This window comes from Bacillus cereus group sp. BfR-BA-01356, from assembly GCF_022663635.1.
Taxonomy (GTDB): domain Bacteria; phylum Bacillota; class Bacilli; order Bacillales; family Bacillaceae_G; genus Bacillus_A; species Bacillus_A cereus.
The window spans coordinates 17,958-36,513 of record NZ_JAKUFX010000009.1 but is presented as its reverse complement, the minus strand read 5'-3'; the positions used below and the strand labels follow the sequence as shown (position 1 = coordinate 36,513).

Here is an 18,556-nt window from a genome sequence, read left to right as displayed (position 1 = left end):
CAATTAGACAGACTTTTCGTATTCTCATTGTATGGGACAAAAACTAAAATTATAACTTCCTATCCTTTATTCGTTTCAATATTTCGAATTACAAAGTGACAAACTTGGCACGTATAAATTACATTTTGATTAGATTGAGCCGTTAATACATGAATAATCTCAGCAGAACTTTGACAATTAGGACAAATCACAACTGGTAAACGTTCCATACGATAACCTCCTAGTTATATTTCTCCCGCTATTTGCAAAACCCAGCAATAGTGAGAAGTTTAGCTTCACATATTCACCCGGTTGACGGGACTAATTATCCACATGGATAAGCAAACTTGCACGGATTAAATTTTCATTTTAATACCATTGTAGGAAAAATAAAAAACTTCTATACATTATGCTAGAAAGTAATAGAACTAAAAAAGGTACTGCCATGTGGCAGTACCTTTTTTATATGTATCAAGAAATGATATCGTAAATCTCAATTGCAACCATGTCGATATTATCGAATTGATATACTTGAGGTTTTTCACCTTGTTGATACACTTCTAACTCATACATTTCACTTTTATCGAAAAATTTCACGCTACATTTGCGCTCACCGTTCACTTCAAAATAGCGTTGTGCTACTTCACCGCTTTCAGCTTGTTCTTGTAGACTAACAAGTCGAGTTAAAATTCCTTGGAGTAGAGACATGAAATCTCTCCTTTCTCTGATCTTCCTACCAATAGGTTTTACAGCTATACTCATTCTATCCGTCATAACAGAAAAAATGTTCCACACTCTAGGATAAAGGTTATTGGCCAGAAACTCAACTAAAAATTTGTCGAAATGCGAAGGAAAAAACAGAAAGAACATATTTCTCCTTCATTATTGCGGTTTTTATACTGGAAGAATATAATAAAAAACAGAAAAAAGGAGGAATTACAATGAAAAAAATTGAGGTTTATACACAACCCGATTGTCCGCCATGTGTTATTGTAAAAGAATTTTTGAAGCATAATAACGTTGCATATGAAGAATTTGACGTAAAAAAAGACGCTGCTGCTCGCAATCGTCTTTTATACGACTATGATTCTTATTCAACTCCAACAGTCGTAATTGATGGCGAAGTAGTTGCAGGTTTTCAAATTGAAAAGTTACAACAACTACTCAATATAGAATAGGAATAGGTAAATACCTATTCCTATTCTTATCCCGCTATTTGTAGGTAGTAAAACTCCCACCCACTGATTAAAAGTTTCACTTTATAATTGTTGTAACCTTTTTATTTCAGTTAAAAGTTCCTGACTTTCATGATATCCTGCTAACTTCCATTTATCTTGATCCCTTTTCAATGTTACAATTTGATATTGTCCACTTTTTGTCCGCTCATATACATATAAATTTTTATGTTCTTCATCATACGACATTTTCGTTTCTGAATTAAAAGAAAACGGTGCTTCTTTTGCCGGAAGTAAATATTCACCACTTTGTTTATCACTTCTGCTATTTTCATCTGTAAATACTTGAAGGAAATTATCTGTAAAATACGGTGATAACGTCTCTATCATCTTATTCATCGGCAAATGCTTCCCACGAATTGAAAACTGGGTTTCATAGCCTTTTTGTATCGTTGTAAATACTTCTTTCCGATCGACTTCCACTTCCTCTTTTCCTAAAACAGTCGTAACACTATAACCAACTAGAAAGGCAACACATACAAATAGAACAAGCCATATTCCATATTTCCTCATTTTTTCACCTTCCTTTTAAAAGAACTTGTCTTTGTAGTATTCATTGTAACAATGATTATGCAAAGAAAGGACAGATTTCGTTCGTAAAATCTTTACAACGATAGACAGCATTTTCATCACCATTTTCACTATTACCAATTTATGATAAAAACAAACAAAAAATGCACGAATTTCTTCGTGCATTAAAATAAAACATCTTCTTCATATAAATATTCATAAGATAAATCTATAAATAAAAAGTTGTCATCATCAATCGGGAAAGAAAATGTTCGTACCATTTCTCCCGTTTCAATATCTGCATATAAATCTGAAAGCCTCGCCTTATTCTCAAAACGCATTTTCATTATATTCTCGAGAAAATACGGGCGCCAGCTCCAGTTCTTCATATAATAATCCGGCATCACAATCCATTCTCCATCTTTTTTCATAACATTTCCTGATTGTTGGAAACCATCTTCATTACAAATAAATATACGAAAACTACACTGTGATACACTTTGACTAAATTGTAATAACCAATCATTTATATCTTCATTCTTTTTTTGTTTTGATAAAACATCGCCAATGCGATCGCGTAACATCTCTGTTAAATTATAAATTTTTTGTAACTTCTTCTTTTCATGCTGAATAAACTGATGACATTCATTACCTAGTCGCTCTTTCAAAACATTCGTTTCAATAAAATCAGGTAAACATTCTTTTAAATAATTACCTTGATAATATCTTCCGCCGTTCTTCCAAGCATATTGCAGTTGATAAAAAGCATCTATTTCTTCATATAATAAAGTTGCACCAATTCTTCTAGCAAGTAATGATAAAGAATATAAAATATCTTGATAAGATTGTAAAAGTGCTGTTTGCCTTAAGTTCGTTAAATCTACTTTTAAAATATCAGGTGCTAACACGCTAATACGCTCTAAATTACTTGTACCCGTTCCGACTTTATTAATCGAAATTTGAATACCATATGTACGATAATACATAAGCAAATGATTAAATTGCTCTATATCTTCTTTACATTCATGCTCTGTAATCTCTAAAACAATTTGTTTTAAATTTAAACCTTGTTCTTCATACCTCAATAAAAGTTGAAGCAAGCTTTCATCATCATCATTCATTAATACATTAGCATTCCGATGTATAAATAATAATAATTTTTGATCGCTTTCTAAATAACGATTTAAAGCTTTTTCTACTATAATATTATCCGCTTCCAGTTGAAATTCACTTGGAATCGAATCATCGTGAAAGAAAGAAGCTAAACTTTGTATGCCCTCTTCTGTTTGAATACGTCCTACTACTTCATATCCAATTACAGTATGCTCATCAGCACTAAAAATAGCTTGATAATAAGGAAGGACTTTATCCAAGTTACTCATTACATCTAATGCATCTATCAACGTGCTTCCCTCCCTTTACTTTTCAAAAATTATAACATGATATTTACGGAAAAATAATAAAAAATCCCTTCAGTTTTCCTGAAGGGATTAGAGGGGTAAAATGCTAAGGGGAATTAGCAATTCTACTATGAAGAAAAAAGAGGTCTTAAATATAACGTATATATGACCTCTTGTAAACACTTTTCTTTCATATGTCACAATTCCGTCACATTTAACCGTAAAAAAATGAATCAAACATTCATTTTTTTATCCCTTTTAAAATGGATATTGATGTAAATGTTGTCCTCCATCCATTGTCATGCAAGTTCCATTTATGTACGCAGCTTCATCTGAGCATAAATAATAAGCTAGACCAGCGATTTCTTCTGGCGTACCCAGCCTTCCAAGCGGAACACTTTGTATCGTACGCTTAGCCATTTCTTCTGAAATCCATAATTTATCAGCACCGCCCGTACGTTCAATTGGTCCTGGAGCGATAGCGTTAACTCGTATTCCATATTTACGTCCCCACTCAACAGCGAGCGTCTTCGTCATCGCTAATACTCCTGCCTTCGCTGCAGCCGAATGAATAACTCCTGGACCTGCATCCCATGCATATGTTGCTACCATATTAATGATATTCCCTTTTATACCTTTTTCAATCCAATATTTTCCGACAGCATGGCTACAGTAAAATGTACCGTTTAATACAATATTAATGACCGAATTCCAGCCATTCACGGATAAATCTTCTGCTGGACAAATAAAGTTTCCAGCTGCATTATTTATTAAAACATCAATTCGACCAAACTTCTCATCAATCTGTTCAATCATTTTCTGAATGTCATCCGTATTTCTTACATCCATTTGTACAGGTAATACTTGCCCTGGAAATTGTTCAATTTCCAACTTTGTTTCCTCTAGTTTTTCTTTTGTACGTCCTGTAATAACAACTCGTGCCCCTTCTTTTGCAAAGCGAGTCGCCATTCCTTTTCCCATTCCACTCGATCCACCTGTTATAATAACTACCTTTTCTTTCACATACATCCCCTCCAAAAAATGAATACACATTCATTTTATCACTTTATTTAATAGAAATCTTTATATTTTTAAACTTTTCTGATATTTTAATGTAAAGAACTTTCTTTTTATTCATTTTTTTCGTAATCTATACTAATTTTTTATTATGTAAAATATATTTTTAAATAAACTGAAAGGAGATTTGAGTAGCCTGTAAATGGAATAAAAACATTGAGGTATACTCATATTTTTATGACGCACATTACAAGAAGAAATTTTTTGAAAATTGGTATGCGTACTTGTCTCTATTCATTTATAACCAGTGGCATCGGATACTACTATGCTAAATATATAGAACCCCATTTCATTTCTTTTACACAGCACACATTAAAATCACAACTCATCCCAAAAAGTTTTCATGGTATGAAAATTCTTCAATTCAGCGATTTACATCTCGGATACTATTTCTCGCTTCAACATTTATCTCAAGTTGTTTCTAAAATTAATGCTGTAAATCCAGATATTGTCCTTTTTACCGGAGATCTCATTGATAATTATCAAACGTATACTGATACTCCTTTTGTCGCATCCATTTTAAAAAATATACAAGCCCCCTTCGGTAAATTCGCTATTTATGGTAACCATGATCACGGTGGATATGGAACTGAATACTATGAGCACATCATGCGTGAATCAGGATTTGAACTATTGCTAAATAGTGAAAAAAGAATTCGTCTAATGGATAATAGTGAAATTTCTATTTTCGGTCTCGATGATATACTACTAGGCAAACCAAAAATAGAGAAAACATTACAACATGCACGGCAAAATACTTATAACATCGTTCTTGTTCACGAGCCAGATATCGCGCCGCAAATTTCTAAATATCCAATCAACTTGCAACTTTCTGGTCATAGCCATGGCGGACAAGTACAAATTCCTTTTTTAGGTGCTATTATTACACCATCACTCGCCAAAGACTATATTGAAGGCTTCTATACGATGCAGGATTTAACTCTCTATGTCAATCGAGGTCTTGGAAGAACACGTGTCCCATTTCGTTTCATGTCAAAACCTGAAATCACAATTTTCACACTCCAACATTCGTAATAATTCGCCTATTTTCTTACATATCCTTTCTTGTACGCGCTCATCCATGTTTCGTTTACCATATGATAAAAGTGAGTCCAATAAAGGAGGTATGTTCATGTATTCATATTATCAACCAATTCCAGTCCGTTCAGCACCTATTGGTCCAGTAGGCGACTCACGCTTCTTCCCGTTTTTTGGCGTTCCCTTTCTAGCTGGAATTGCTGGTGGATTGCTCGGCGGAGCATTAGCTTTCGGCCCTCGACCATTTTATCCACCTTATCCACCACCTTTCCCGCCGCCAGCACCTTATCCTTGTTACGGTGGACCATGTCAGCAACCATACTATTACTAGGTTAAAGTAACGATTCTTTCAAATATTATTCTCTCAACGAGCCATCTCATTACACGCTTATAATAAAACTATTGTTTCTACTCATCCTTCCATTTTTGGAGCATATGAGTAGAAAAAAGTAAAAACCTCTTATGGACATAAGAGGTTTTTACTTTTTTTCATTATTCAGCGTCTGTATTTTGATACGCCATCTTAAACAACTTCACTTGGCTATCAATTTCTTCTGTACTACCATTAATAACATAATAGTAATCACCATCTTTATTTTGTTCACGTGTTTTCACATTATCAGCTAATGTAAGCTGTAAAATCGCCTTAATTCGTGCCTTCATTTCAATATCTAATATCGGGAAAGATATTTCCACTCGCTTCTCCATATTTCGCGTCATCAAATCAGCTGAAGATAAATATATTTTCTCCTCCCCATTATGATGGAAATAATAAATACGGCTATGTTCTAAATATCTTCCAACAACACTAACTACACGAATATTTTCACTTACATTTGGAATACCAGGTCGTAGGCAACATGTTCCTCGAACAATGAGCTCTACCTTTACTCCAGCTTGTGATGCTTCGTACATTTTTTTTATTAACGGTTTATCTGTTAATGAATTCATCTTAGCGATAATATATCCATTTCCATATTGCCTATGATAACGGATTTCTTCATCTATTAAATCCATAAATTGCTCTCTTATATCAAATGGAGCAACCGATAAATGATGAAAATGTGGCTTTGTTGTATAACCACTTAAATAATTAAAGAAATTGGTTGCATCGACCCCAAAATCTTTTCTTGATGTAATATATCCAAAATCAGTATATAACTTCGCTGTTGCATCATTATAGTTCCCAGTTCCCAGATGTACGAACCTTTCGATTTTTCCGTTTTTTCTCCTTACAACTAGCGTAATTTTACTATGTGTTTTCAAGTGACTGACACCGTAAATAACATGACAGCCTGCCTGTTCCAATTCTTTAGCCCAGTGAACATTGTTTTCTTCATCAAACCTTGCCTTTAATTCAACTAATACCGTCACTTGTTTTCCCTTTTCAGCCGCTATCTTTAACGCCTGAATAATCGGTGAATCACCACTTACACGATATAACGTTTGTTTAATCGCAAGTACATTCGGATCGTCTGCCGCATCACGGACAAAATCAACTACCGGCTGAAATGATTCAAAAGGATGATGTAATAAAATATCATGCTCAATTGCTTTTTCAAATACATCTTCTTCATCACCTAAATCTTGAGGCGGTTGCGGAATAAGAGCTGGATATACAAGATGTTCATATAAAGGAGCTAGTTTTTTATATAAAGAAAACAAACATGTCAAATCTAATGGGCCATCCATTATATATACATCTTCATCTTTTACTTCCAGAACCTCATATAATAACGCTAATACTCTTTCATCAATGTGTTCTTTCCCAACTTCTAAACGTACAGCAGCCCCCCACTTACGCTTTTTTAATTCTTTTTCAATTACCTTTAATAAATCTCTCGCACCTTCTTCATGAATCGTTAAATCTGCATTGCGTGTAATACGGAAACGAGTAACAGATGATACTGTATATCCCGTAAATAATTTATGAGTAAAGCTACTAATTACGTCTTCTAATAAAATAAATTTATGCTTTTGCCCTTCGCTCGGTAAAATTATGAAGCGCTCAAGTAATGAAGGAACTTGTACAATCCCTAACTTCGTCCTGTTTTCTTCTTCCGCTTGCTTCTCATCATATAAAAGAGTAGCCAAATTCAAACTTTTGTTTAATAACATTGGAAATGGGCGATATGCATCAATAGCTACAGGAGTTAACACCGGAAAAATTTGCTCGTCAAAATACTCTTCTATAAATTCTCGCTGCTCTTTCGTCAAATCATTGAATGTTAAACGTTCAATTCCCTCTAACTCAAGCGCTGGTAATACATAATTTTTAAATGTATCATATTGTACTGTCATTAGTGCATGGGCTTTTATCGCAATTTTATTTAATTGCTTTTTCGGTGTTAAGCCAGCTTTATTTTCTGGTTGATTAAATCCAGCACTCACTTGATCCTTTAATCCCGCTACACGTACCATAAAAAATTCATCTAAATTCGAACTAAAAATACTAATAAATTTCAATCTTTCCAAAAGTGGATTATTTGCATCTTGCGCTTCTTGTAAGACACGTTCATTAAATGCTAACCAACTTAACTCTCGATTATTGTAATAAGCTGTATCATTTAAATTTACTGCATTCCCCTTCAATAATTCCATTCTCTTCACACTTCCCCTTGAAACTTTTTTACTATAATTTAGTTAATTTCATTTTATCAAATTACAATATTACAAAGTGTAAATTTTTCGTAAAGACATCCGTACAACCTAATGTTTTAGTTCAAATAATAAATTAATATTCGTTTTTAATACTCTTTCTAACTGTTTTTTTTGTTTTTCAGCTTGTACTTTTTCTGCTAATGCCGATTGTTCACATAAAACTTTAAACGTTAATCCCTCTTCGCTTTCTGTTATAGATATGGTATCAATAAGCGATCGTTGCCTTACATTTAAAGTAGCTGAAAATTGTAAAACAGCTCCTAACAGGCGGATTTTTTTTTGTTCGCTTTTATCAAACCAACCTTCAAATGGAGATAAATGTTGTTTAAATAACATTTTTGATTTATACGATGCAATAAGCGCTAGCCTTACTCGATCTTTATGCATCATGCCATCAATTGTCTTATTCGCTAATAAATAAAACGTATGTAAACGGCTCGCTTCTTCGTCTATATATTTGCCTATATTAAATACTTTCGCAGCTTGATGGAACACTTCCCAGTCTTTTACTGTCATAGAAATAAGCCCTATTTCCTCAAGTTGTTTGCAAATTAATCTTCCATGTTTAATAAGTTGAATAACAAATTCCATGTCCATTTCGTATTCATGTGATAGTAAATGCAAACTTTCTTCAACTACGTTCGGATAATATGAAATCCCCAAATCTTTTGTCAACTCTTCATAGAAAACACCTTCTCTTAACCCTTTTCTACTTAATACAAATGCCGGTGCCTCTATAACATTAACAAGTGTATGAAATACTTCAACCGCTGGAATAATCGTATCTGCTCGATCTTTTGCTAATCCTTCCAATTTCTGAAGTTCTATGAACGACAATTTTTCCAATTCCTCTTTTACACTTTCAATATCTTCTTCTTTCATCTTGTATAAATGTAATCCTGCTATAGGATAACATATTAAATTTTGATGGATTTTTACTAAGTTCCTAGCACTACCACCAATTGCAATAAGAGGCAATTTCTTATTGATTAACCATGGTAACTTTCGAAATTGAAACTCTAAATACTGTTGCATTCCCTCTAACTCATCTTTAGTAGGAATATCACCTTTAATAAATTGTTGCTTTAAAGAAAGTGCCCCAAAAGGAAAACTATGGTACTCTAAAATCTCTCTATTTCTAAAGTATGTAACTTCCGTACTTCCCCCACCAATATCTACCGTTATTCCTTCTGAAAACGATGTAGAATTCATAACCGCCAAGTATCCGTAACGCGCTTCCTCATACTCTGATAATACTCTAAGAGTAAAGTCCGTTTGTCCTTCAACAAGCTTTTTAATTTCCTCTTGATTCTCCGACTGTCTAATTGTTGCTGTTGCAACACAAAGTACATGATGCAACTGATGGAATCTTGTACTTTCTTGAAATTGAAATAATGTCTGTAATAATACTTCTATTCCCTCTTCATTCAATACACCATCAATTAAGTAATTCCTTAACCTAGCAACAACTTTCGTATTTTCAATCTCTTTATAAAAACCTCCATTTTGCTTTTCATAAATAACTAAACGCATTGTATTAGATCCAATATCTATAATGGCATACTGTTGTTTTAATATTTCTTTCAATCTTCTCACTCTTTCATTATCAAATTTCAAAAACATATTCTATTACTATTATACAAAATAGTTGTTTTTTGTAACAATATTGCTTTAATATTGAAAATATATACAATCACTTTTTGCGTATAATAAATACCTATTTTATTTATGGTATAATAATGAAAAATTGAAAGGAGATTCAATATGAAACCTTCACAACCACAATCTCAATTACAAAACCAACATTCTATTAATCGACTAGCTCAATCTATTTTCGTTGTGAATCGTCATGCTAAAGCAGCTACTAATCCTAAATATTTATACTGGTTAAAAAAGACAGCTTTAGAACGTTTGATCGCTGAAAAAAAAGCAATTAAAGAAGGATTGCATTTTTCTAGAAACCCACGTTTTAGCCAACAACAATCTGATGTCCTTATACGTTTAGGCGATTATTTTTTCCACATCCCTCCTACGAAAGAAGATTTTCGAATTCTACCGCATCTTGGTCATCTTGAATCCTCCTATCGAAATCCGAAAACAACCTTATCTTTAACAGTAGCAAAAAAAACACTTCAAGATTATATTGGTCCTGAAGCATTAAAACAAGAAAAAAAATTAAGTGAGCCTGTTCCATGGTATAGTCGTACTTATACAAAAAAATAAAACAGTTTGGCCAAGTGTAGGCCAAACTGTTTTATTTTTTCTCTTCTTTAATTTTAATATTTGCTTGTTTATAAAAAGCTACTTTTTCTGTATTATAAGACTTTGTAAATTCATTAAATTTATCTTTTTCTGACTCAATATCCTTATAAGATTGATTTACTACTTTTACTTTTTCACTAATATCTTTTAATTTAGTACCTTTATCTTGTAACATTGTATATAACTCTTTTTCTTGTTTTAAAGATTTGTTATAGCTGTCATACATTTTATTAAATGAATCGTGGCGTTTCTCATACGTGCTTTTCACTTTATCAGCTTGATCTTTCAATTTCTTATCTTCAATTTTCTTCACATACTTATCAGCTGACTTCACTTCTTCTTGCGCTTTATTTAAAACTTCTTTTTCTTTTGTAAGCACTTTTTCTCGTTCAGTTGTATTTTTCACTGCTTGATTCAGTTTTTCTTTAACAGTTTGATTATTATCTTTTCCTTCTTGAACAATCTGGTTATATAATTCTTGTCCTTCTTTCTCTAAAGTCTCAAGTTTTTTTGCATCTTCAAACATTGTTTTTTCTTGTTTAGCAGCGTTTTCAAACGCTACATATAATTCTTCTTCTGGTTTCGGGCCGAAACAACCGGCTAATAAAATCATTGATAATGTAGTTACAATTGCTAATTTACTATATTTCAACATCTCTTCCTCCTACTTATAAACGACCATCGTGTAATATAAAAAAGTTATAAAATATGTAATTGTTCTATACACTCGCATCTTTTTTACGAAGATCATTAATATTGTTTGTACAAATTATTACTTGATATTACATTATTCTTTTTGAATTATTTAGCAATTCCATATCCATCTTTAAGTATACTACTTCGTGTTTTTTAAGGCCTGTTCACACTATGTATTACTTTAATATCCACGGAATTTCACCTCAGTCTTAATAAGACTATAATAGTTCACCTGATAAAAGGTGATCGCTCCGCTCTCACGTCTATCATTCCCTTTCCAGCTTTCTATCAATTAATCTCTTTGTTCATTTTACACAGTACAATCGATATCTCGCAACAACTTACAAATATTCTTTTCATTTCCTAAAAAGGAAAAGTGTAGAGCTTGCTTTCCTCTACACTTTTAAAATAAAACACACTGTGCAAATTGCATTGGCACTACCATCATAATTATATGCTTATTTCATATATTTTTAAAGACTTTTATTACAAACGCGGCGTTTTTTTGTAATAAAAGTCAAAAAAATGTTACAAATAAAACATCTTCCTATCATATATCTTCAAATCAAAGCTTCACTCATTTTCCTGCAAATTTCTATACTGGTACAATTGATTTTGCGACTTTCTCAACAGTTCTTCAAACGTTTTTCCTTCTACTGGATAGCTAGCTGCTCCAAATAAAAGAGTGACACTGAGTAAATCACCTTCTATTTCACTTTCAATATTTTTCATTAATCGTTTTGTTATTGTTGATGTTTCATGACCATTATCAATTGCTACAATAACGTACTTATTTTCATCCCACTTTGTAACAACATCACCCTTCCGAATTGTCTTTACAATGGTACTCTCTAATTTTTGTACTAACACTCCCAACTTTTTTTCTTGCAACGTGTCTTTTAATCCTTCCCATTCTTTTACAGAAAGAATGTACACTGTAATATTACGAGAATCTCTTTCAGATAAAGCAGCTACTTTCCCAAAAAAATCAACAACAAAATCATTGCTTGCCATTCCTCCTACTTCCATACCCATACGCTCGTTCGCTCTTTTATCGTACCAATGTCCAAAATAATAACTTAGTATCATTTGCAATATATAAATAATAAAGACGGTATAAAATGATCGTGAATCCAGTTTTGCAATTACATCCTGAAGTGCAATCCATTCTGTAACTGCCACAGTATTGCCAAGCAATAATCCACTAATTTTCCCTTTATGTTTCATACTTTTCCCCCTTTTATACCAATATATGTTTCTATATCAATAATGTTTTTCTACAAAATAAAAAATGTACATATGCAATGTACATTTCTGCTTAAGCTTGTATACCTTTTCTACTCTATTTCATATATATAATATATAACTTTTATAGAAAGGAGTAATCTATATGCTACAAAAAGAGAATCTATCAGATGCTATGCGTTTACTAGCTGGTTTTCTATTATCATTAAAATTATTATTTACCTCTTTCGGGATACACTTTATTACAAACGATCAAATCGACGCTATTGTTAATGTTGTTTCATTTTTATTTATTCTATACTTTGGCTACAAAAATAACTATGTAGGAAAAAAAGGAATGGAGCAAAAGAAAATACTCAAAAAACACAACCTTCACTAAAAAAGGAACCTTTTGTACAGGTTCCTTTTTATCATTGACGCACAACAACTTCATTTGTTTGCAGTGGGCCATATGATATCTCTTTATCTTGAAATGTATATGTAGCCTGAAAGAATGTTTGTTTAAGAGCTTTATCTTTATTAGCTTTTATTTTACAACGTAGTTCCACCTTCTCATTCGGTAACAAATCATCAATTCGCCATCTAACAAGCTGGAATAAAAACTCACTTATCCCCTTATCAACTTTTAAAGAATTAGGAATATAAGCAAAGTAATCTCGAATCATATGACTTACAACAACTCTCGAAATCATTTCTACCCCTTTATTTTCCACTTCAATTCGCATAATAAGTATGTCGTTTACATCGTAGGTCAATTCATACGAAAACTGTTCTGTATACATACTACCAATTTGTAATGTAACGGCTACTTGAGGAAATTCGTTTTCCTTTTTCGATCCGTCAATCCACAATACTGGTTGTAGCGGTATTGAATACTTTCCTGTATCCGAAATTCGTCCCCATATTTTCATAATATATATTCACCTCATTTCAGATGTAACATACACACAATGAATTCCCCAAATTACTAAAGCTTGCTACAAGCAATGTTTAATATTTCTCTTCCTTTTATCCTATTCGACAATATGAAGAAAAAACCATTTTTCATCTATTAACAGAAGGTGTTCTTTATGAAATTTTTTTACAATTTACTTCATTCCCTTCATAGCAATATTCAGTATGGCTCACTCGTTCTCTACTCATACGAAAGAATATTTTGGCGTAAGAAAAAGTTTGCCTTATAGTCAAATTTGACTATAATATTCTTTATGGCATATCAGTGCACTTATGGAAAAGAAATTAAAATCAACTATACATTAAAATTTTTTATCCACTGCACTCAAAACTTAATATAGTTTACTTATTTCTAAAGGAGGGTTATATTTGGAAACTCAACCATTAAAAAAAGAAGCCAACAAGACAAAATTTGTTGTTGCTGGTTTACTGCTTGGTATATTAATGGCCGCAATGGATAATACAATCGTTGCAACCGCAATGGCAACAATCGTTGGAGACCTAGGAGGATTTGATAAGTTTGTTTGGGTCACATCAGCTTATATGGTAGCAACAATGGCAGGGATGCCTATCTTCGGGAAACTTTCTGATATGTACGGGCGGAAACGTTTTTATATTGGGGGCCTCATTCTTTTCTTATTCGGTTCTGCTCTTTGCGGAACAGCTTCAAGTATTGAGCAATTAAGTATTTATAGAGCTATTCAAGGGATCGGTGGTGGTGCCCTTATGCCTATCGCCTTCACAATTATGTACGATATCTTCCCACCAGAAAAACGCGGGAAGATGACAGGACTATTCGGTGCTGTTTTCGGGACATCTAGTGTATTCGGTCCTTTATTAGGTGCTTATATTACAGACTATATAAGTTGGCATTGGGTCTTCTATATTAATATTCCATTAGGACTTATCTCCTTTTTCTTCATTACTAAATACTACAGTGAGTCTCTAGAATTTAGAAAACAAAAAATTGATTGGGCTGGTGCTATTACACTTGTCATAAGTATCGTTTGCTTAATGTTCGCATTAGAACTTGGTGGTAAGGAATATGCCTGGAATTCTACTGTAATTATTGGCTTATTTACAACAGTAGTTATTACGCTTATTATTTTCTTCTTTGTAGAACGAAAAGCAACCGAGCCTATTATTTCGTTCCATCTATTTAAAAAACCTTTATTCGCAGCTAGTCAAGGAGTTGCCTTTTTCTATGGTGCCGCTTTTATTATCTGTACAGTTTATATTCCAATCTTCATTCAAGGCGTTCTTGGAGGTTCCGCCTCTAATGCTGGATTAATTTTAACACCAATGATGGTTGGTTCTGTAATTGGAAGTCAAACAGGAGGACAATTAGCTTCTCGAACAAGCTATCGTAACATTATGATGGTATCTGGTGTCTTCTTCGTTCTTGGTATTTATTTATTAAGTACTTTAACAATGGACACACCTCGTTTACTCGTAACACTATTTATGATTCTCGCTGGGCTTGGTGTTGGCTTCTCATTCTCAGTATTAAGTATGTCTTCTATTCACAAGTTGGAAATGCGGGACCGTGGTTCGGCGACATCAACAAACTCATTCTTCCGATCACTCGGTATGACCCTTGGTGTAACGATTTTCGGTACAATTCAAAATCATATTTTTACAGATAAACTAAACTCTGTATTCCCCCCTGAACTAGCAAAATTAGCTCCAAAAGGCGGAGACACAAGTTTCTTATTATCACCAGGCGCTACCGCAAAAATTCCTGCTGAAATATTAGCGGGTATTAAAGAAGCTCTCGCTACATCTATTGCGAATACATTCTTCTGGGCACTCATCCCGGCTGTACTAAGTATTATTTGTATTTTACTTATGGGAAATGAACGCCTCTTTACAGGCCCTAAAAAGAAAGAAAAACAAAAGCAAGTTAGTTAATATAAAAAAGAAGCGGCATATTCCTTTATGAAAAAGGATATGCCGTTTATAATATGTATAAAGTGAAACTTTAATCAGTGGGGGGATGTTCATCCCCCACTGATTATTAGCCCACACCAATCGGGCTTTTACGGGCAGTTAATCCCCACCTAACTTCTTTGCTTCCGCTGAATTTTTGGGTGGGGATCTTACTGGATAAAGTTTTTATATACAGGAGTTGAGACAGCATGAGCATGAAATTAGTCATTCTCGGCTTGCTACTCGAAGGAGATAAACATCCATATGAAGTGCAGCATATTATGAAAGAACGACAAATGGATTGTTACATTAAATATGCTAAAGGATCACTTTATTACGCCTTCGAGCAATTAGAAAAGCAAGGGGCAATTCATATTACAAATGTAATTAGAGACACAAATCGACCTGACAAAACGATTTTTCATATAACAGAAGAAGGCAAAAAACTATTCCACACTTTACTATTAAAACAATTCGAAGCCAAAAACCAAATATATAAACCTATTTATTCAGCCTTATCTTTCGCTCACTTTAGCAATGATCACGAATTAGTTCCTATTTTAGAAAAAAAGAAAAACGATACTCTTCAATATTTACATACTATGCAAACGATATATGATTGTAATAAAGGAAAGGTTCCACGTGCACAACTATATATTTTGCAAAGTGTAATTGAGCATATTACAGTTGAATTACAATGGCTAAACACCCTCCTTAAAGATGCTATAGCAGGCCGACTTTCAGAAGTTGCTATAGATGAAGATTGAGCTATGAAAGAAGACATCCCTACTTCTTTCATAGCTCAATTTCTCTTTTCATACTGTAATATTATTAGTTACTCCAGAATACTAAAGTCAGAATACTAAGAAATAAAAACTTTAGAATTTTCTTATTTTAAAACAGTAGACAAAATTCCGAAAATTATGTTAAAATTTGTTTCAATATCATATCGCTTGTTAAATTCCTTTCAAAAGGAAAATAGGTACACGAAAGTTTTGTTTCGTGTTTAAAAGGGAAGCTTGGTGAAACTCCAACACGGTCCCGCCACTGTAAATGCTGAGATTTCTTTTTGGTGCCACTGTGAAAACGGGAAGGTAAAAGAAATTATATGAAGCATAAGTCAGGAGACCTGCCTGTTTTAACAACACTGATAGATTCACGGATGATGATGAGGTGTTAAAACAAAAAGGAAGGCTTATTTTCTATGTCTTTGTACTTTTTGTTATAGGTATTTCCTAGTAAACGGAAATGCTTACTTTCAATTAGGGAGGAATTTAAAATGGCAATTCAAACAAGTAACTTAGGTTATCCACGTATCGGACTACAACGAGAGTGGAAAAAAACATTGGAAGCTTTTTGGTCCAATAAAATCGATGAAGAACAATTTTTAACAACAATGAAAGAAATTCGCCTTCAACACGTAAAAGTACAGCAAGAAAAAGGGATTGAACTCATTCCAATTGGCGACTTTACATATTATGATCACGTTTTGGATACTGCCTATATGCTAGGATTTATTCCATCACGGTTTTCTGAGTTTACATCTTACCTTGATGTATATTTCGCAATGGCGCGTGGCTCTAAAGATCACGTAGCTTCCGAAATGACAAAATGGTTTAACACAAACTATCACTATATCGTTCCTGAATATGAAGAGGGATTACAAATCTCTTTAAAAGATAATCGTCCACTTCGCTTATACGAAGAGGCAAAACAAGAATTAGGAGTAGATGGAAAGCCTGTTATTTTAGGACCATATACTTTCTTAAAATTAGCTAAAGGCTATACACAAGAACAATTTCCTACCATTTTAAAACAGTTAGTTGCACCTTACGTACAACTGCTTTCAGAACTACATGCAGCTGGTGCACCAGCCATTCAAGTTGATGAACCGATTTTCGCTTCTTTAACTAAAAAAGAAGTTCAACAAGCAAAAGAAATTTATGAAGCTATTCGTAAAGAGGTTCCAAATGCGACTCTTCTTTTACAAACATATTTTGATAGCGTAGAAGAAAACTATGAAGAAATTATTACATTCCCGGTATCCGGTATTGGATTAGATTTCATTCATGGTAAAGAAGGTAATCTAAATGCTATTTCAAAATATGGATTCCCAGCTGATAAAACTTTAGCTGTCGGTTGTATAGATGGCCGTAACATTTGGAGAGCTGACCTTGATGAAGTTCTTGAGTTATTTACAACGTTACAAAAACAAGTCCAAACGAAAGATATCATCGTTCAGCCTTCTTGTAGCTTATTGCATACACCAATCGATAAAACAGAAGAAACTCACTTATCGACTGAGCTGTTTGATGCGTTAGCATTTGCAAATCAAAAATTAGAAGAGTTAGTTCTTATTCATTCCGCTCTCACTCAAGGTACAGAAAGCATTAGTAATGAGCTGGAAACATATCGAAACGTACATCATACAATTCGTTCATCTGCTGCACGTAACCGAGAAGATGTCAAAGCAGCACGAACAGCACTAAAAGAAGAAGATTTTTCACGTCCTCTTCCATTTGAAAAACGATACGAATTACAACAAGTTGCTCTAGAGTTACCGCTATTACCAACAACGACTATTGGTAGCTTCCCGCAAACAACTGAAGTTCGTCAAACGCGAAAAGAATGGCGTAACGGTGTTATTTCAAATGAACAATATGAACAATTTATTGAAAAAGAGACAAAAAAATGGATTCGTTACCAAGAAGAAATTGGGCTTGATGTCCTTGTACATGGTGAATTTGAAAGAACTGACATGGTCGAATATTTTGGTGAGCGTCTTGCTGGTTTCTCATTCACTAAAAACGGTTGGGTACAATCATACGGTTCCCGCTGCGTAAAACCACCTGTTATTTATGGTGATGTAGCCTTTATTAACGGCATGACTATTAAGGAAACAGTTTATGCGCAAAGCTTAACAGAGAAAGTTGTAAAAGGAATGTTAACCGGACCTGTTACAATTTTAAATTGGTCCTTCGTTCGAAATGATATTCCAAGAAAAGAAGTTTCGTATCAAATTGCACTAGCTCTTCGTCACGAAATTGAACTACTTGAATCTTCCGGAATTAGAGTAATCCAAGTCGATGAGCCCGCACTTCGTGAAGGAATGCCACTAAAAGAAAAAGATTGGGATGCTTATATTACATGGGCAGTACAATCCTTCCTTTTAGCAACTTCTTCTGTAGCAAATGAAACACAAATTCATACTCATATGTGTTACAGTAACTTCGAAGATATTGTTGACGCGATTCGCGCATTAGATGCAGATGTAATTTCTATCGAAACATCAAGAAGTCACGGAGAATTTATTGATACATTAAAACATACAACATATGAAAAAGGCATCGGCCTAGGTGTATATGATATTCATAGCCCACGTGTACCGAGTAAAGATGAAATGTATAAAATCGTAGAACAATCTTTAGAAGTATGTGATCCTAAATATTTCTGGATTAATCCTGATTGTGGTTTAAAAACGAGAAGAACAGAAGAAGTTATTCCAGCTTTAGAACATATGGTGCAAGCAGCGAAAGATGCTCGTTCCCTTTTAAAAACAAACGCATAACA

The 18,556-nt window shown here is 33.5% G+C and carries 19 protein-coding genes and 1 riboswitch; of the genes, 8 read left to right on the top strand and 11 right to left on the bottom strand.

Features of this window, described 5'->3' with window-relative positions; all coding sequences use genetic code 11:
* Window positions 1-59 precede the first annotated feature (59 nt).
* Window positions 60-209, bottom strand: coding sequence for a hypothetical protein (locus MR168_RS05600; RefSeq protein WP_000440540.1), 150 nt, complete (start codon window positions 207-209; stop codon window positions 60-62).
* A 241-nt stretch (window positions 210-450) separates the two neighbouring features.
* Window positions 451-687, bottom strand: a complete 237-nt coding sequence (locus MR168_RS05595) for a YkuJ family protein (protein ID WP_000055151.1) — start codon at window positions 685-687, stop codon at window positions 451-453.
* Between the two features lie 233 nt (window positions 688-920).
* Here MR168_RS05595 and MR168_RS05590 point away from each other — a divergent pair, with 233 nt between their 5' ends.
* Window positions 921-1,157 (top strand): glutaredoxin family protein, encoded by a 237-nt coding sequence (locus MR168_RS05590; protein WP_000717875.1) that lies wholly within the window; start codon window positions 921-923, stop codon window positions 1,155-1,157.
* A gap of 81 nt (window positions 1,158-1,238) precedes the next feature.
* Here MR168_RS05590 and MR168_RS05585 read toward each other — a convergent pair whose 3' ends face one another.
* From MR168_RS05585 to fadH, 4 genes are all read right to left on the bottom strand, one after another.
* Complete coding sequence (locus MR168_RS05585) at window positions 1,239-1,727, bottom strand: DUF3993 domain-containing protein (RefSeq protein WP_001233804.1); 489 nt, start codon at window positions 1,725-1,727, stop codon at window positions 1,239-1,241.
* Window positions 1,728-1,742: 15 nt separating this feature from the next.
* Complete coding sequence (locus MR168_RS05580) at window positions 1,743-1,910, bottom strand: hypothetical protein (RefSeq protein ID WP_003279784.1); 168 nt, start codon at window positions 1,908-1,910, stop codon at window positions 1,743-1,745.
* Window positions 1,910-3,127, bottom strand: coding sequence for an EAL domain-containing protein (locus MR168_RS05575; protein WP_000564306.1), 1,218 nt, complete (start codon window positions 3,125-3,127; stop codon window positions 1,910-1,912). The genes MR168_RS05580 and MR168_RS05575 overlap by 1 nt, the downstream gene beginning before the upstream one ends.
* 255 nt (window positions 3,128-3,382) lie before the next feature.
* The gene (gene fadH / locus MR168_RS05570) at window positions 3,383-4,147 is read right to left on the bottom strand and encodes a 2,4-dienoyl-CoA reductase (protein ID WP_000660913.1); all 765 of its coding nucleotides are present in this window, start codon (window positions 4,145-4,147) and stop codon (window positions 3,383-3,385) included.
* A gap of 231 nt (window positions 4,148-4,378) precedes the next feature.
* Between fadH and MR168_RS05565 the strand changes: the two genes are divergently transcribed.
* Together MR168_RS05565 and MR168_RS05560 are read left to right on the top strand one after the other, a co-directional pair.
* Window positions 4,379-5,236 (top strand): metallophosphoesterase, encoded by an 858-nt coding sequence (locus MR168_RS05565; RefSeq protein WP_002024756.1) that lies wholly within the window; start codon window positions 4,379-4,381, stop codon window positions 5,234-5,236.
* Between the two features lie 97 nt (window positions 5,237-5,333).
* Window positions 5,334-5,570, top strand: a complete 237-nt coding sequence (locus MR168_RS05560; RefSeq protein WP_140159388.1) for a hypothetical protein — start codon at window positions 5,334-5,336, stop codon at window positions 5,568-5,570.
* 161 nt (window positions 5,571-5,731) lie between these two features.
* Here MR168_RS05560 and MR168_RS05555 read toward each other — a convergent pair whose 3' ends face one another.
* Window positions 5,732-7,840 carry a polyphosphate kinase gene (locus tag MR168_RS05555; protein WP_000421680.1) on the bottom strand — a complete coding sequence of 703 codons (2,109 nt, stop codon included), beginning with the start codon at window positions 7,838-7,840 and terminating at the stop codon, window positions 5,732-5,734.
* A 108-nt stretch (window positions 7,841-7,948) separates the two neighbouring features.
* Complete coding sequence (gene ppx, locus MR168_RS05550) at window positions 7,949-9,523, bottom strand: exopolyphosphatase (RefSeq protein WP_242291202.1); 1,575 nt, start codon at window positions 9,521-9,523, stop codon at window positions 7,949-7,951.
* Between the two features lie 141 nt (window positions 9,524-9,664).
* Between ppx and MR168_RS05545 the strand changes: the two genes are divergently transcribed.
* Window positions 9,665-10,123: a YkyB family protein gene (locus MR168_RS05545; RefSeq protein ID WP_000804864.1), complete on the top strand. Its 459-nt coding sequence runs from the start codon at window positions 9,665-9,667 to the stop codon at window positions 10,121-10,123.
* 31 nt (window positions 10,124-10,154) lie between these two features.
* On the opposite strand, the gene MR168_RS05540 is transcribed toward MR168_RS05545, so the two are convergent.
* Both MR168_RS05540 and MR168_RS05535 read right to left on the bottom strand, forming a co-directional pair.
* On the bottom strand, window positions 10,155-10,817 hold the full coding sequence (locus MR168_RS05540; RefSeq protein ID WP_000922498.1) for a YkyA family protein: 663 nt from the start codon (window positions 10,815-10,817) through the stop codon (window positions 10,155-10,157).
* Window positions 10,818-11,431: 614 nt separating this feature from the next.
* Window positions 11,432-12,085, bottom strand: coding sequence for a diguanylate cyclase domain-containing protein (locus tag MR168_RS05535; protein ID WP_000680811.1), 654 nt, complete (start codon window positions 12,083-12,085; stop codon window positions 11,432-11,434).
* 163 nt (window positions 12,086-12,248) lie between these two features.
* Between MR168_RS05535 and MR168_RS05530 the strand changes: the two genes are divergently transcribed.
* Window positions 12,249-12,482 carry an SPP1 phage holin family protein gene (locus tag MR168_RS05530; protein ID WP_000939448.1) on the top strand — a complete coding sequence of 78 codons (234 nt, stop codon included), beginning with the start codon at window positions 12,249-12,251 and terminating at the stop codon, window positions 12,480-12,482.
* 31 nt (window positions 12,483-12,513) lie between these two features.
* Here the strand turns inward: MR168_RS05530 and MR168_RS05525 are convergent, their stop codons facing one another.
* Window positions 12,514-13,014, bottom strand: coding sequence for a hypothetical protein (locus tag MR168_RS05525; protein ID WP_000708120.1), 501 nt, complete (start codon window positions 13,012-13,014; stop codon window positions 12,514-12,516).
* Window positions 13,015-13,426: 412 nt separating this feature from the next.
* On the opposite strand from MR168_RS05525, the gene MR168_RS05520 reads away from it, so the two are divergent.
* The 3 genes from MR168_RS05520 to metE all read left to right on the top strand — a co-directional run bounded on the left by MR168_RS05520 (window position 13,427) and on the right by metE (window position 18,554).
* Complete coding sequence (locus MR168_RS05520) at window positions 13,427-14,968, top strand: MDR family MFS transporter (protein WP_000449912.1); 1,542 nt, start codon at window positions 13,427-13,429, stop codon at window positions 14,966-14,968.
* Window positions 14,969-15,195: 227 nt separating this feature from the next.
* Window positions 15,196-15,753 carry a PadR family transcriptional regulator gene (locus MR168_RS05515; RefSeq protein ID WP_000062062.1) on the top strand — a complete coding sequence of 186 codons (558 nt, stop codon included), beginning with the start codon at window positions 15,196-15,198 and terminating at the stop codon, window positions 15,751-15,753.
* Window positions 15,754-15,949: 196 nt separating this feature from the next.
* Window positions 15,950-16,137, top strand: a riboswitch (cobalamin riboswitch).
* 128 nt (window positions 16,138-16,265) lie between these two features.
* Window positions 16,266-18,554, top strand: a complete 2,289-nt coding sequence (gene metE / locus MR168_RS05510) for a 5-methyltetrahydropteroyltriglutamate--homocysteine S-methyltransferase (protein WP_086412205.1) — start codon at window positions 16,266-16,268, stop codon at window positions 18,552-18,554.
* Window positions 18,555-18,556: the final 2 nt, after the last annotated feature.